A 13,944-nucleotide genomic window follows, 5' to 3' on the forward strand; every position below is an offset into this window, starting at 1 on the left:
AGCGCCATCCGACAACGGCAAAAATCACTTCTTCATTTGCGACAAAATGGTCCGGCATTGATTAGCGTCTCCTTCAGAAGGTGAAATCAGCGCCAGCAAGGCCGCCGCGGGCGTCACTAACGTTGCCAGCGCGGCAGCAACCGCACCGCGCGCAATCAGCGGCCCGGCCTTCACACCGGCCTGAGGATTCTTAAAGGTGCCGCGAACATACAGCGGCGAACGCAGGGTAATAATACGAATGCCTTTGCTCTCCGGATCGATGGTTAAATCCAGTTGCTCCGACGCAAAACTCGCCGTACCAGTGACATTAATGACCGCGTTTTCCGTGTCGAAGGCAAAAATCTGCGGGCGGGCTACGCCGTTAACAATATCCAGATTCGCCGCCGCGCAGTTTACCCGTACCTCGTCATCACCAAATATCTGTCCAACAAGATAGTTGCCCAGATTCAAGCCAACAATTTCCATCAGATTCCGGCTGATCAAACCGTCGTTCATCAGCAGCTTCAGGTTGCCATTGCTGTTACCAAGCAGCGCCGCTACCGAGTTTCCGCTCCCGCTAAACCTGGCGTCACCGTTCATTTCACCGAGCGTTTTCTGCATCAGCTCCACATCCGGCATCAGCGCTTTTAGCTTCAGGCGGCGAGCCTGGATGTCCGCCTGCCCCCGCATCGGCTTTTTATCTCCTTCCAGATGGATGCTGGAGACAATGCTGCCTCCCGCGAGGCCAAATTTCAGCGGCTGCAGGCGCAGGTCGGCATTTTTCAGGATGATATGGGTGGAGAGATCGCTGATCGGCAGACTGCTGCCGTGCTCAATACGCCGTCCTTTGAAACGTACGTCAGCGTCCATCACGTTCCATTTGTCGGTTTCAAAACGGTCATACGGCAAGACCTTATCCGCGGGCTGGACGCTCTTCTCACCTTTGCGCTGTTCAGATTGTTTGGCCCGCTCCGCCCCTTTGCCTGAATCCACACCGATCAGCGGCCCCAAATCAGCCAGCCTTAGTTGGCGTGACTCAACATCCCCTTTCAGCATTGGGCGCGGCTTGCCGGTGGTATAGGCCAGCGTTCCGTGAATATCGCTGTCGCCAATTCGGCCATTAAAATCGCGGTAATCAAAAACAGAGGATTTTTCCGGGTCAATTTTCGCGACCAGATGTCCGTCGGTTTCAAACGGCGGCGTATCCGGGAGCAGCACGCCGGTCAAATCGTACAAATCCCCTAGCGAATCTCCCGAGAATTTAAGCCGCAGATCCGCCCCGCCCATATTCATCGGATCGTTTATCGTACCCATAAACGCCACACGCGTATTACCCGAACGGAAATCAGCCTGAATCGGGAAAGGAGTTCCTTCACCGCGCAGCGCCAGCATTCCGCCTATCTTCCCGCGACCGCTTAGCGGTTCGCCGTTATATCGGCCTTGCGCTTTCAGACCAAACACGTAGTCCTCAATGTGGGCGTTGCTCTCTTTACTTTTTGCGCCAGTCACTTCGCTAAAGGGCAACGGCTTACCCAGCGGATCGACCAGGATCTCAATCTCTGACTTCGTCACCTTATCGTTAATGGCGATGCGCCCTTGGTCGAACAGAATGTTATCCAGCCGGAAGGACCAGGCTGATGGCGGCGCATTGGGATCGCGGTTTTCATCCCCTGCCAGGTTAAAGGTCCAGTTATTATTTTTCTCCGACAGGCGGATAAGCCGTGCATCGGGTTTTACCAGCTTGATCCACGGGAGCCAGACGGTTTTTGTCAGCAATGCCAGTGGGGCGAGCGTGGCTTCAACGCGCGGGAGATGCACCATGGTGACGTCAGGAATGTCCGGCGGGTTGCCGAGGATGATATCCTCAGCATGAACATGCGGCCACGGAACCCAGCTACGCCAGCCGGTTTCCTGTTTTTGGCGTTCCCAAACCACGCCCAGGTCACCCCGTATGGCGAAGGGACGGTTGAGTTCTGTAGAGACTTTCTGGTTGATGGTCGGTTTGAGCCGGTTCCAGTCAAATGTCGCAATCACGATGATGAGTACGACGATCAACAACAAGAAAACCCCTATTACTGAAGTGGTTATTTTGCCTGTTCTCGTCATGTTTAACCTCCTTACTTTCTTCCTTGCCTGTCCTAAAGATAGTCCAGCAGAGGAAAGGAGGCGCTCTACATCCTTATCAAAGCGACAGAATTACGTCTTCAAGGGTATCCAGAGGCACTGGACGAGAGAGAAAATAGCCTTGCGCAGCGAAAGCCGGTGAGTTTTGCACATCACGCCACTCTTCCAGCGTTTCAACGCCTTCGACAATCACACCGCGGCAATAGCGGTTCATCAGCTGTAACAGCAGCGTAAAGAGATTGCGGCCCTCCGGCGTCTGGCGCAGCATGACAAACAGATCCCGCGCCACTTTGATATAGTCGTAACTCACTTCGCTCAGCGCCGAGAAGTTTGCCATTCCGGTACCAAAATCATCCAGCCAGAGCGGGCCAAACTCGCACATTGAGGCGAACGACGACCCCTTCGGCAAGCGGATATGTTCCACCAGTTCAAAGCGCAGCCACGGCAAACATTCGATGATTTTCAGGATTTCGGGATCCTGGCGCATTGCAATCAGCGTTGGCCCGTCGACATTCACGGATGCCAGCAGATCGTTGGCTTTGAAAAACGCCCCTTTTTGTTCAAGCTGTACAAGCTGCTCTTTCACCACATCTACACGATGTCGTACGGCCACTTCGGCGAAATAGCGGTCTGGCGCGATACGTTGGGAGGGGTTTTCAGGATGGCTCACGACGGTCAGCAGCTCAACGGCCATCAGCCGTCCGTTGGTCTGATAAATCGGTTGGTAGGTGTAAGCACGCTCGCACTGCAGCCAATAGCGTCTCTCCTGCAAGTTTTCAATACTCGCATCGAGCGTAATTAGCTGCTGGGTAACCTGCTTTATCATCTGAGATGTCCTGTGAATAAGAGTGTGACTGACCGGACTCGTCAAAGGTTATCGGCGCTCAGGCGAAGAACTTTACGTTCAGCCCTACGCAAAATAGAAACTAAGCGGCAAAAAACGACGCAGAACACGTGCTGGCTCAAAAAAATAATGGAACGATGTTTTAATATAGTTGACCACTTAACACCCACAGCGCACACTAACGCTAATTTTTTTCAGAGCAGGTTACGACTATGTCCAGAAAGATTGCCGTGATTGGCGAATGCATGATTGAGCTGTCACAGAAAGGCGCTGACGTTCAGCGCGGATTCGGTGGCGACACGTTGAATACATCCGTTTATATCGCCCGTCAGGTCGATGCTGCGGCACTTTCCGTACACTATGTGACTGCGCTGGGTACCGACAGTTTTAGCCAACAAATGCTGGAATCCTGGCAGAGCGAAAATGTGGATACCTCATTAACCCAACGCATGGAAAACCGCCTGCCGGGCCTCTATTACATTGAAACCGATAGCACCGGCGAGCGCACCTTCTATTACTGGCGTAATGAAGCCGCCGCAAAATTCTGGCTTGAGAGCGAACAGTCCGCCGCTATTTGCGAAGAACTGGCGACATTTGACTATCTGTATCTGAGCGGAATCAGCCTGGCTATTTTAAGCCCGGCAAGTCGTGACAAGCTGCTGTCGCTGCTGCAAGAATGCCGTGCCAACGGTGGAAAGGTCATTTTTGACAATAACTACCGCCCACGTCTGTGGAGCAGTAAAGAAGAGACCCAGCAGGTGTATCAGCAGATGCTGGAATGCACCGATATCGCGTTCCTGACGCTGGATGATGAAGACGCGCTGTGGGGTGAAAAACCGGTTGCCGAGGTGATTGCCCGTACTCACGCGGCTGGCGTACAGGAAGTGGTTGTGAAACGCGGTGCAGATTCTTGCCTGGTTTCCATCGCAGGTGAAGAACTCATCGACGTTCCGGCCGTAAAACTGTCGAAAGAGAAGGTTATCGATACGACCGCTGCGGGAGACTCCTTCAGCGCCGGGTATCTGGCGGTACGTCTGACCGGTGGCGATGCCGCTGATGCCGCAAAACGCGGGCACCTGACGGCAAGCACCGTTATTCAGCATCGCGGGGCGATTATTCCTCGCGACGCCATGCCGCAATAATCTGGCGTTCTGGCAGGCCGGATTAGACGCTAACGTCGCGTCCGGCCTGCAGGTCACGATTCCCTTATTGCACCGGCGGGATGTCCGTCACTTCAGAATGTGATTCATCCGTTTCTACCGACGTTGCCGCGGCGGTAACCGGCGCCATAATGCTATCCCACGTCGCCTGCAGATCCTTCATATTGAATTCAGGCTCACCCTTCGGCTGCAACAGAATTAACGCCATATCTTGCGACAGTTGCTGACGCAGGTCCTGATTCAGCATCTCAACACTCAGGTTGTTCAGGAAGCTCTGACGTAAACGCTGATACTGTTCAGGCGCAATATCTACGACCTGGTTTTGCAGCGAGCGCAAACGCTGGCTGATCAAAATATCGGTATCGGTGCGACCATAGGTGGCAAACAGCTTCTGCAGTTCCAGATTCTTTTGCGCCACCAGCGCATTAAACTCTTCTTCCGGCAGCCCCTTATCGCGCACTTTGGCCAGCTCACGCGCAACCGTGCTGAGGTTCGCGTTCAGCTTACCGTTCGGTGATTCAACGTTAATGGCACATTGCGCGCGCAGGAACAGCACCCGACAGTCAAAGCCAAGGCCAATGTCTTTGGCATTGTTTTTGGTGAGCTCCTGCTGAATGTGCCAGAACAACGCTTCACGGGCTAAATCAGCGCGCCAGTAACGTAACAGCGCGGCAGATTCACGGATCGGCTGCCACGGCGTATCCCACATAATAGACAGGCGATCCTGACGTACCGCATCGGTCATTATGCTTACGGCCTCTGCACGCAGCGGAGAGAGCGTGGGTACCGGCGCAGGCGTTTCGCGTTTACCTTTTAATTCGCCGAAGGTTTTATTGATTTGATCAGCCACGCTGCGCGCATCTACGTTACCGACGATAATCAGCGTCATCGCATCCGGGGTATACCATTTCTGGTAGAAGGACTGGATTTTCGTCGCATCAACAGGCGTTTTCAGCGGATCGGCAGGATCGTGACCCAGCAGCGTCGATCCCTTCAGACGATAGCGCCACCATCCCTCTTTGGTATCTGACGGCCAGGTTGCAACCATATCTTCGCTACTCAGCGCATGATTGACCGATTCAGGGGTGATGCTCAGATTACCGGAAATATTCGCCAGATAAGAAAGTGACTCTTTCAGCAGATCGTTGCGGCTGTTAGGCAGACTGAGGTTATACAGCGTGGAATCATAGGAAACGATAACGGGCGGCATGGGACGACTGGGATCGAACCCCTGCTGCCACAGAGAACGGGCTTGCGTAGCATCGAGGCCACCGCTTTGCGTCAGCGCGATACGCGGGATCGCATGGCTGAAACCACTCTGTTGTGTACTTTCGGTGAGTGAACCGGTATTGACCAGCAGGCGAACCTCAATACGGTCGCTGGGGCGCTGGGGAGTGGCTAAGACTTGCCACTGTAAACCATTTGCCAGCGTGCCCTGTTGCCACGCCGGGTCAGGCTGGAGCGCATCTGCCTGCACATAGCCGGCAGTGGCCATCATCAGCAAGCCGCCCGCTAAAAGTCGAATTTTTGTGCCCTGCATGTGAACCCCTGATCAACTATCCTGGAAATAAAAAGACAGCCCGCGAGAGGACTCTCTGAATATGACGTTAAAAACACTTCGTGTTAGACCGCAAGAACATAAAAATGTCACGGAGGAAGTGAAAAAATCCCGACGCCGCCGAATCGGCGGTTTCAGGCACAGGGGTTAATTATGCGCAAACGCCCGCAGTCCTGGAAGGGACTACGGGCATAAGTGGAGAGATTAAGAGGATATTTCGTGCGTTTTGCCATCCGGCGCACGATTATTCAGCACATCATCCAGCTTTTTATGGTCCAGTTCTTTCACCCATTTCGCTACTACAACAGTTGCCACACCGTTACCGACCAGGTTAGTCAGCGCACGGGCTTCAGACATAAAGCGGTCAATACCGAGAATCAGCGCCAGGCCAGCAACCGGCAAATGGCCCACAGCGGAGATAGTCGCGGCCAGAACAATGAAGCCACTCCCGGTCACACCCGCAGCACCTTTTGAAGAGAGCAGGAGCACCACCAGCAGGGTTATCTGATGGAAGATATCCATATGGCTGTTGGTGGCCTGAGCGATAAACACCGCCGCCATCGTCAGATAGATTGATGTCCCATCGAGGTTAAACGAGTAGCCCGTGGGTATAACCAACCCGACAACCGACTTGCGACAGCCCAGTTTTTCCATCTTATCGAGCATACGCGGCAGCGCGGACTCGGAAGAAGAGGTGCCCAGAACGATCAGCAGTTCTTCACGGATATAGCGGATGAATTTGAAAATGCTGAAGCCGGTTGCGCGCGCAATCGAGCCCAACACCACAACCACAAACAGAATACAGGTGATGTAGAAACAGATGATCAACTGACCCAACTGCACCAGCGTCCCGACGCCATATTTACCGATGGTAAAGGCCATGGCACCGAAAGCACCGATCGGCGCAAGGCGCATGATCATGTTGATGATGCCAAAAATAACCTGCGAGAAGCTTTCAATCACGTTGAAAATCATCTGGCCTTTGCTACCTAAACGATGCAGCGCAAAACCAAACATAACCGCAAACAGCAATACCTGCAGGATGTTGCCACTGGCGAACGCGCCAATGACGCTACCCGGGATAATATCCATCAGGAAGCCTACGATCCCCTGGTCTTTTGCCTGTTCGGCGTAAATCGCAACCGCTTTGGCATCCAGCGTCGCCGGATCGACGTTCATACCGGCACCGGGTTGCACCACGTTGACGATGATAAGGCCGATGATCAGCGCAATCGTACTGACAATTTCAAAATAAAGCAGTGCAACCGCACCGGTGCGGCCTACGGCTTTCATACTTTCCATGCCTGCAATGCCGGTCACGACAGTACAGAAGATGACAGGTGCGATGACCATTTTGATGAGCTTCACGAAAGCATCACCAAGTGGCTTCATTTGGGCGCCTAATTCAGGGTAGTAATGGCCAAGGAGAATACCTATGGCAATTGCTGTCAGGACCTGAAAGTAAAGGCTTTTGAATATAGAGGTTTTCATAGGGTGTCCTTAAAGTAAAAACCACAGGTCTTGTAAGGTTTTGTTTAACCTGCGGCCTTAAAGTAACACCCACACAACATGACAGAAATGCGCCTGGATCATAATTGATACAGAAATGTTAAAAATTTTGAGCTGGCTCGCACAAGCGAGACCTTTTTTAACTTTTGTAATCAGCGTTTTTCGGCGTCAGATAACGTTCTTCGAAGATATTCGCCGGAACCGGCCGGGCAAACAGGAACCCTTGTGCCACTTCTACCCCCGCTTGTGATAACCATTCACGTTGCGCTTCGGTTTCGACGCCCTCAGCGATCATCTGCAAATTGAGGCTATGCGCCAACTGAATGATGGCGGAGATCATGCTGCAATCTTCAGGGACGCCATCGACAAACATCTTATCGATTTTGAGTACATCCACCGGGAGCGACTTCATATGCTGCAGCTGCCGCAGACCCGCATAGCCCATACCAAAATCGTCCAGCGCGATACGCACACCCGCGTTGCGCAGCGGGCGTAAAATAGCCACAGCGGCGTTAGGATCATCAATATGCCGGCTTTCGGTCACTTCCAGAATCAACGTCCCAGGCTTGATGCGATAGCGGTTTAGCAATTCCAGCAGATCCGACACCATACTCGGATGCATCAGCTGTAGTGCAGACAGGTTCACCGAGAGCGGCAGCATCAGGCCGCGTTCCTGCCAGGCTGACAGCTGGCGGCATGTCTCCTCCAGCACCCAGTAACCGACCGTCACCATCAGGCCACAGGACTCAATCCTGTCGATTAACCCTTCTGGCAGCTCCCAGCTTCCATCTGGCTGCTGCATTCGCAATAATGCTTCTGCGCTCAATACCTTACCGCTGGACATCTCCACCTGCGGCTGCATCCAGAGCGCAAACTGATGGTTATCCAGCGCGGTAAGAATATCGTTCTCTTCCGTCAAACGCTGTTGCGCCTCTTCCATCTGCAACGGGTCAAAGAACTGAATCCGGTTTTTACCCTTGTGACGCGACGTTAACACAGCTGAGAGTGCGCGGTGGTAAAGCTGTTCTGCGGTCAAGTCGCCATTAAACATCGCCACCCCAATGTTACAGGTTGGACGGAGTTGAATGCCCTGAATCGGTAATCGCTCGTTAACGATAGTGAGCACTTGCTGACCTAGCGTAATAGCGTGCCAGGGTTCTTTCACACCATGTGCGATGATGGCAAAGTCATAGCCGCTCACCTGGGTAAGCACCATTCTGGGGGCCAATACTGACTTCAGCTTTTCAACCAGCGTAAGCAGCAGGATTTCCCGCTGGGTCTCGGATAACACACCCGCGGTATCACGCAGGGTTTCGCAGTTGACAATCATCAACGCCGTTGTCTGCTGGCGGTTCACAACCTGCTCCAGCAGCGCCATCAGAAACGACTTGTTGGGCAGCTCAGAAACCGGGAACCGCATTGAATGGTCGCTTTGCTCTTCACTGCGGCGCTGAATCAGTTGCTGATTGAGGTTGTAGCTACGCACCAGCAGGCCAATCTCGTCGTCCTGATGCAGACGCGGCAATGCCAGCTGATAGCCAATCAGATCCTGCTGGGGAATGTCGTTCAGCTCACGCGCTATTTTACGTAATGGATGCAAAATCAATCTGTTAATACACCATGAGATGGCTACCGTGAGTATTAACGAGAGAAGTAAGTAAATGGTCACTAACGTGGAGAGCGTACTCATCACGAACTTGTACATACGGTACGAATCCGCCTGCAGCACCAGATACGCCAGCGGTTGCGGATTCGCTGAACGCTCAAGAGAATAGACCGGCAGCGAAATTTGTACCGGAAGTTCAAACAGGCGAGTCACAGTAACCGGAACCGGGCGTTCAGGAATAAAGCTCATCCGCAGAGCCTGAAACTGATTGGGAAGCACCACATCGGCGCGGCTGACCACGCCTGCTGGTCGAATACTTCTTAAAATAGCTTCTGCTTCGGGAATATCCCCTTTCAGGATCGTGCCCGACAGAGGCTCACGGACGGAGCGAGCGATACTTTCCAGTTGCGTAGCCGTGTTGTAGCGATTCTGCTGGACCAGATGGAACAACAAAACGGTGCAAAAAATAAACACAAACACCATGACAACGGCCGCAACCATTGCCATCTGCTTAATTGTTAACGAGCGACTGACACGCAAACTGACTCTCCACGGATAGACGAAACTGCCGTCAGAGTATACCCGATCGTAGCGGTATTAAGAGAGGCGGTATCTGAAAACTTCCCAGCATGCATTATCCCGACAGGATAGGCACCTGGCGACGAGATTTATCCGCATTTAAGCCGAAAAAGGCCGCAAGGTTTCCCCCTGCGGCCTGGTTCGGGCGCATGTTGCCATCACGGCAGACAGACGCCCGCAAGGTGCATTACTTCCTGTTACGCAGCCAGCTCACAATCAGGCTGGCAATAATGCCAGCGATGATCGGAGCCGCTAAATCGTGCCAGAAGGCCACGCCTAACTGTGCGAGCGTCATATAGCCGCCTGTGTTGCAATGGCAACTGTTCACGGCTATTCTTGAGTTGTTCAGGTTCAAGTTAGCCCCCGTTTTGTTGCCAGGTTTATACCGAACAACGTGCGGGGGTTTTCTCTTTCCAGCAACCGATGCCGCCGGGGATCAAGCCCCCGCAACATTGCGCCTCACCGGGAATTCCCGGCTTGCCGCAGATTCTACGGTAGCCCACTTGCCATATCACTGCGCAATACACGGCTCTGCGTAGCGCCTCGCATTTCACCTGTTTTCTCACCATTACGCTGGAAAGATTCTTGCCAGTTGGCAACATTCCTGCCGCTCTTCAATACAGAAAAAGACATATCTCATTGATATCTATAATTTCATTTTCTGGCACAGCGATTGCTATTTGACTGTGAGCTGTTCTGTTCCGAATCAAAGGAGATATCATGTCTGACTGTCGTACTTACGGATTCAACACCCAGATCGTTCACGCGGGGCAACAACCCGACCCTTCTACTGGCGCGCTCAGTACGCCTATTTTCCAGACTTCAACGTTTGTTTTTGACAGCGCCGAACAAGGTGCCGCCCGCTTTGCGCTCGAGGAATCCGGGTACATTTACACCCGTTTGGGTAACCCCACCACCGATGCGCTGGAGAAAAAGCTGGCGGTACTGGAAAGAGGTGAAGCCGGGCTGGCAACCGCATCCGGTATTTCTGCCATCACCACCACGCTGCTGACGTTGTGCCAACAGGGCGACCATATCGTTTCCGCCAGCGCGATTTACGGCTGCACCCACGCGTTTTTGTCGCACAGCATGCCGAAGTTTGGGATTAACGTCAGCTTCGTCGATGCGGCAAAGCCTGAAGAAATCCGCGCCGCCATGCGCCCGGAAACCAAAGTAGTGTATATCGAAACGCCCGCTAACCCGACGCTGTCGCTGGTCGACATTGAAACGGTAGCCGGTATCGCCCATCAACAAGGCGCATTGCTGGTGGTGGATAACACCTTTATGTCACCGTACTGCCAGCAGCCTTTACAGCTAGGCGCGGATATTGTGGTACACAGCGTCACTAAATATATCAACGGTCACGGAGACGTGATTGGCGGCATCATTGTTGGTAAGCAGGAGTTTATTGACCAGGCGCGGTTTGTTGGTCTGAAAGATATCACCGGCGGCTGCATGAGCCCTTTCAACGCGTGGCTGACGCTACGCGGCGTTAAAACACTGGGTATACGTATGGAACGCCACTGTGAAAACGCATTGAAAATCGCCCGCTTCCTCGAGGGGCATCCATCCATTACCCGCGTTTATTATCCTGGCTTGTCTTCACACCCGCAGTATGAGCTGGGCCAGCGGCAGATGAGCCTGCCAGGAGGAATTATCAGCTTCGAAATTGCCGGCGGCCTCGAGGCTGGCAGACGGATGATCAATTCTGTAGAATTGTGCCTCCTCGCGGTCAGTCTCGGTGATACCGAAACCCTCATTCAGCACCCAGCGTCTATGACACATTCGCCCGTTGCGCCAGAGGAACGGCTTAAAGCAGGTATTACCGACGGGCTTATCCGTCTTTCTGTGGGTCTTGAAGATCCAGAAGATATTATTAACGACCTTGAACACGCCATCAGAAAGGCAACATTCTGACCATTATGACCTGAACCGACGCCGATCGGTTCAGGTTGTTGAGAATCAAGGCACAACAGTCTGGTAATACGCGCAATCCTGTTTCGGGGAGAGCGCGTATTTTGGGCAGGGGGTTCTATGCAGGACGACACATTACAACTAAGCAACAATACAGCAACCACCGTACCATTCTCAAAGAAAATACCGTTTACGAAATACGACTTTGGCTGGGTATTACTGTGTATCGGTATGGCAATTGGTGCCGGAACGGTACTGATGCCAGTACAAATAGGCTTAACAGGCATTTGGGTATTTATCGTCGCCTTTATTATTGCCTATCCAGCAACCTATATTGTGCAGGATATTTATTTAAAAACATTATCAGAAAGTGAAACTTGTAATGACTATACCGATATTATCAGTCATTACCTGGGAAAAAACTGGGGTGTATTTCTTGGCGTCATCTATTTTTTGATGATTATTCACGGCATATTTATCTACTCCTTATCCGTGGTTTTTGACAGTGCCTCATATATCAAAACATTCGGCTTAACCGATGCCGATCTTTCACAATCGATAATCTATAAAGTGGCCATTTTTGCCGTGCTGGTGGCCATTGCTTCCGGGGGAGAAAAGCTGCTGTTTAAAATCTCCGGCCCGATGGTGGTAGTCAAAGTGGGGATCATCATCGTGTTTGGTTTTGCGATGGTTCCGCACTGGAACTTCGCTAATATCAGCGCATTCCCTGAAGCATCGGTCTTCTTTCGCGACGTACTGCTGACCATCCCGTTCTGCTTCTTCTCGGCGGTATTTATTCAGGTGTTGAACCCAATGAACATCGCCTACCGCAAGCGGGTAGCGGACCGGGTTCTGGCCACCCGCATGGCAATACGCACGCATCGCATCAGTTACATTACGCTGATTGCGGTCATTCTGTTTTTCTCATTCTCTTTTACCTTTTCTATTAGTCATGAAGAGGCCGTTTCGGCCTTCGAACAAAATATTTCCGCACTGGCGCTGGCAGCGCAAGTCATTCCTGGGCAAATTATTCATATCACCTCAACGGTGCTAAATATCTTCGCCGTATTAACCGCATTCTTTGGTATTTATCTGGGGTTCCACGAGGCGATCAAGGGTATTATTCTTAATGTTCTGAGCCGTATTATTGATGTGGAGAAAATTAATCCCCTGGTGCTTACGCTGGGTATTTGTACCTTTATTGTTATCACCCTGGTGATCTGGGTGTCATTTCGTGTATCGGTACTGGTGTTCTTCCAGTTGGGTAGCCCACTTTACGGGATTGTGTCCTGTATTATTCCATTTTTCCTGATCTATAAAGTAACGCAACTGGAAAAACTGCGCGGGCTGAAAACCTGGCTAATCCTGTTGTACGGGATCCTGCTGTGCCTGTCGCCATTATTGAAGCTGATTGACTAATCCGTTTACAGCGCCGTCAGTCACTGACGGCGCTTAACTCACGCTCTCCAGTTGATAGCTGCGAATTTTATTCAGTACCGTGGTATGTGACACCCCCAGCGCTTTAGCGATATGCCGCGACGACACATTCTCTTCCACCATCTGTTCAATAAGCTGGCGTTCAGCACACAAAACCTGTTCTTTAAAAGGACGCTCTGTCGGCGTCAGCTCAACAGCAGGCAAATTCACCATCCCTAATTCTTCCCGCGTAATGACATCGGACTCCGCCATCAGCATCAGGCGAATGATGGTATTTTCCAGTTCGCGAACGTTTCCCGGCCAGGTGTGATGATGCAGGGCATCAAAGCAGGCTTTATCCAGAATGATCCGTCGCTGGAATTCCTTCGCGTATTTCTGCACAAAGTGGCGAATCAATAGGCTGATATCCTGCGGGCGCTCCCGCAGGGGCGGAATGGTCAGTGAAAGTACATTGATGCGGTAATAGAGATCGGCGCGCAGCAGACGTTGTTCCACCATCTCTTCCAGATTGGCGTTGGTTGCCACAATAATGCGCACATTGACCGGAATAATTTGCGCCCCGCCAACGCGACGGATCCCACCATCCTGAAGTACGCGCAGTAATTTAGCCTGTAAGCTCAGCGACATTTCACCAAATTCATCGAGAAAAAGGGTGCCTTTATCGGCCATTTCAAACAGCCCTTTTTTGCCTTTACAATCCGCACCGCTAAAAGCCCCTTTCTCATAGCCAAAGAATTCACTCTCCATCAACGACTCAGGTAGCGCAGAGCAGTTGACCGGAATAAACGGATAAAAACGTCGCTGCCCGGAATTATGGATAGCCCGGGCCAGCAGTTCTTTGCCAGTACCCGTATCGCCGCGGATCAAAACGGTATATTTGCTGTCGGCAATTTTTATCGCCTTTTCGATAAGCGAGTGCATGCTCTGGCTGCTACAAATAATGTCAGAGAAATAGCGCGGGCGTTCCGGCTCAGGCGTTGACAGTTCGCTTATCTCTTCACACAGGTAAGCGACGTTAATAATATCGGCGCGCCGGCCTAAACAGGATTGCACGCAGGAAATATCCTGTAACTGGCGGCACCAGGATTTAATCAGGATCCGTCCAGGCGTGACTTTCATAGAGATGATATTGATATCGCAGCAGGAAAATTCCTTCAGGACATCCTCAACCATCGACAGACGATCAATTGTTTTAATATCCCAGCGTATCGTGACCACATTTGCTCCTGACAGT

Annotated in this window: 10 protein-coding genes; 3 read left to right on the forward strand and 7 right to left on the reverse strand. The window is 52.0% G+C overall.

The window, feature by feature from the left end:
* Positions 1–24: 24 nt before the first annotated feature.
* Both ABIE10_RS18550 and pdeH read right to left on the reverse strand, forming a co-directional pair.
* On the reverse strand, positions 25–2,085 hold the full coding sequence (locus ABIE10_RS18550; RefSeq protein ID WP_141875773.1) for an AsmA family protein: 2,061 nt from the start codon (positions 2,083–2,085) through the stop codon (positions 25–27).
* Positions 2,086–2,161: 76 nt separating this feature from the next.
* The gene (gene pdeH / locus ABIE10_RS18555) at positions 2,162–2,929 is read right to left on the reverse strand and encodes a cyclic-guanylate-specific phosphodiesterase (RefSeq protein ID WP_047415877.1); all 768 of its coding nucleotides are present in this window, start codon (positions 2,927–2,929) and stop codon (positions 2,162–2,164) included.
* Between the two features lie 230 nt (positions 2,930–3,159).
* On the opposite strand from pdeH, the gene ABIE10_RS18560 reads away from it, so the two are divergent.
* The gene (locus ABIE10_RS18560) at positions 3,160–4,089 is read left to right on the forward strand and encodes a sugar kinase (RefSeq protein ID WP_047358201.1); all 930 of its coding nucleotides are present in this window, start codon (positions 3,160–3,162) and stop codon (positions 4,087–4,089) included.
* Between the two features lie 64 nt (positions 4,090–4,153).
* On the opposite strand, the gene ABIE10_RS18565 is transcribed toward ABIE10_RS18560, so the two are convergent.
* The 4 genes from ABIE10_RS18565 to ABIE10_RS18580 all read right to left on the reverse strand — a co-directional run bounded on the left by ABIE10_RS18565 (position 4,154) and on the right by ABIE10_RS18580 (position 9,654).
* A complete protein-coding gene (locus ABIE10_RS18565; RefSeq protein ID WP_047358202.1) occupies positions 4,154–5,647 on the reverse strand; it encodes a M16 family metallopeptidase in 1,494 nt (497 codons plus the stop codon).
* A gap of 222 nt (positions 5,648–5,869) precedes the next feature.
* Positions 5,870–7,156, reverse strand: coding sequence for a C4-dicarboxylate transporter DctC (gene dctA / locus ABIE10_RS18570; protein WP_003023301.1), 1,287 nt, complete (start codon positions 7,154–7,156; stop codon positions 5,870–5,872).
* A gap of 157 nt (positions 7,157–7,313) precedes the next feature.
* Entirely contained in the window at positions 7,314–9,320 is a 2,007-nt protein-coding gene (hmsP, locus tag ABIE10_RS18575) for a biofilm formation regulator HmsP (RefSeq protein WP_429156571.1), read from the reverse strand.
* Between the two features lie 226 nt (positions 9,321–9,546).
* Positions 9,547–9,654: a type I toxin-antitoxin system toxin Ldr family protein gene (locus ABIE10_RS18580; RefSeq protein ID WP_016154898.1), complete on the reverse strand. Its 108-nt coding sequence runs from the start codon at positions 9,652–9,654 to the stop codon at positions 9,547–9,549.
* 425 nt (positions 9,655–10,079) lie between these two features.
* On the opposite strand from ABIE10_RS18580, the gene megL reads away from it, so the two are divergent.
* Both megL and ABIE10_RS18590 read left to right on the forward strand, forming a co-directional pair.
* On the forward strand, positions 10,080–11,276 hold the full coding sequence (gene megL / locus ABIE10_RS18585) for a methionine gamma-lyase (protein WP_003023295.1): 1,197 nt from the start codon (positions 10,080–10,082) through the stop codon (positions 11,274–11,276).
* A gap of 117 nt (positions 11,277–11,393) precedes the next feature.
* Positions 11,394–12,692 carry an amino acid permease gene (locus tag ABIE10_RS18590; protein ID WP_103283339.1) on the forward strand — a complete coding sequence of 433 codons (1,299 nt, stop codon included), beginning with the start codon at positions 11,394–11,396 and terminating at the stop codon, positions 12,690–12,692.
* A gap of 33 nt (positions 12,693–12,725) precedes the next feature.
* Here the strand turns inward: ABIE10_RS18590 and ABIE10_RS18595 are convergent, their stop codons facing one another.
* Positions 12,726–13,928, reverse strand: coding sequence for a sigma-54 interaction domain-containing protein (locus ABIE10_RS18595; RefSeq protein WP_016154900.1), 1,203 nt, complete (start codon positions 13,926–13,928; stop codon positions 12,726–12,728).
* Positions 13,929–13,944: the final 16 nt, after the last annotated feature.

Source organism: Citrobacter sp. 506 (assembly GCF_050434985.1).
GTDB lineage: Bacteria > Pseudomonadota > Gammaproteobacteria > Enterobacterales > Enterobacteriaceae > Citrobacter > Citrobacter braakii.

Excerpts from the sequence above, each read along its gene's own strand:
- pdeH (WP_047415877.1), bottom strand. The coding sequence starts at position 2,929 with ATGATAAAGCAGGTTACCCAGCAGCTAATTACGCTCGATGCGAGTATT.
- dctA (WP_003023301.1), bottom strand. The coding sequence starts at position 7,156 with ATGAAAACCTCTATATTCAAAAGCCTTTACTTTCAGGTCCTGACAGCA.
- ABIE10_RS18560 (WP_047358201.1), top strand. The coding sequence starts at position 3,160 with ATGTCCAGAAAGATTGCCGTGATTGGCGAATGCATGATTGAGCTGTCA.
- ABIE10_RS18550 (WP_141875773.1), bottom strand. The coding sequence starts at position 2,085 with ATGACGAGAACAGGCAAAATAACCACTTCAGTAATAGGGGTTTTCTTG.
- megL (WP_003023295.1), top strand. The coding sequence starts at position 10,080 with ATGTCTGACTGTCGTACTTACGGATTCAACACCCAGATCGTTCACGCG.
- ABIE10_RS18590 (WP_103283339.1), top strand. The coding sequence starts at position 11,394 with ATGCAGGACGACACATTACAACTAAGCAACAATACAGCAACCACCGTA.
- ABIE10_RS18580 (WP_016154898.1), bottom strand. The coding sequence starts at position 9,654 with ATGACGCTCGCACAGTTAGGCGTGGCCTTCTGGCACGATTTAGCGGCT.
- ABIE10_RS18565 (WP_047358202.1), bottom strand. The coding sequence starts at position 5,647 with ATGCAGGGCACAAAAATTCGACTTTTAGCGGGCGGCTTGCTGATGATG.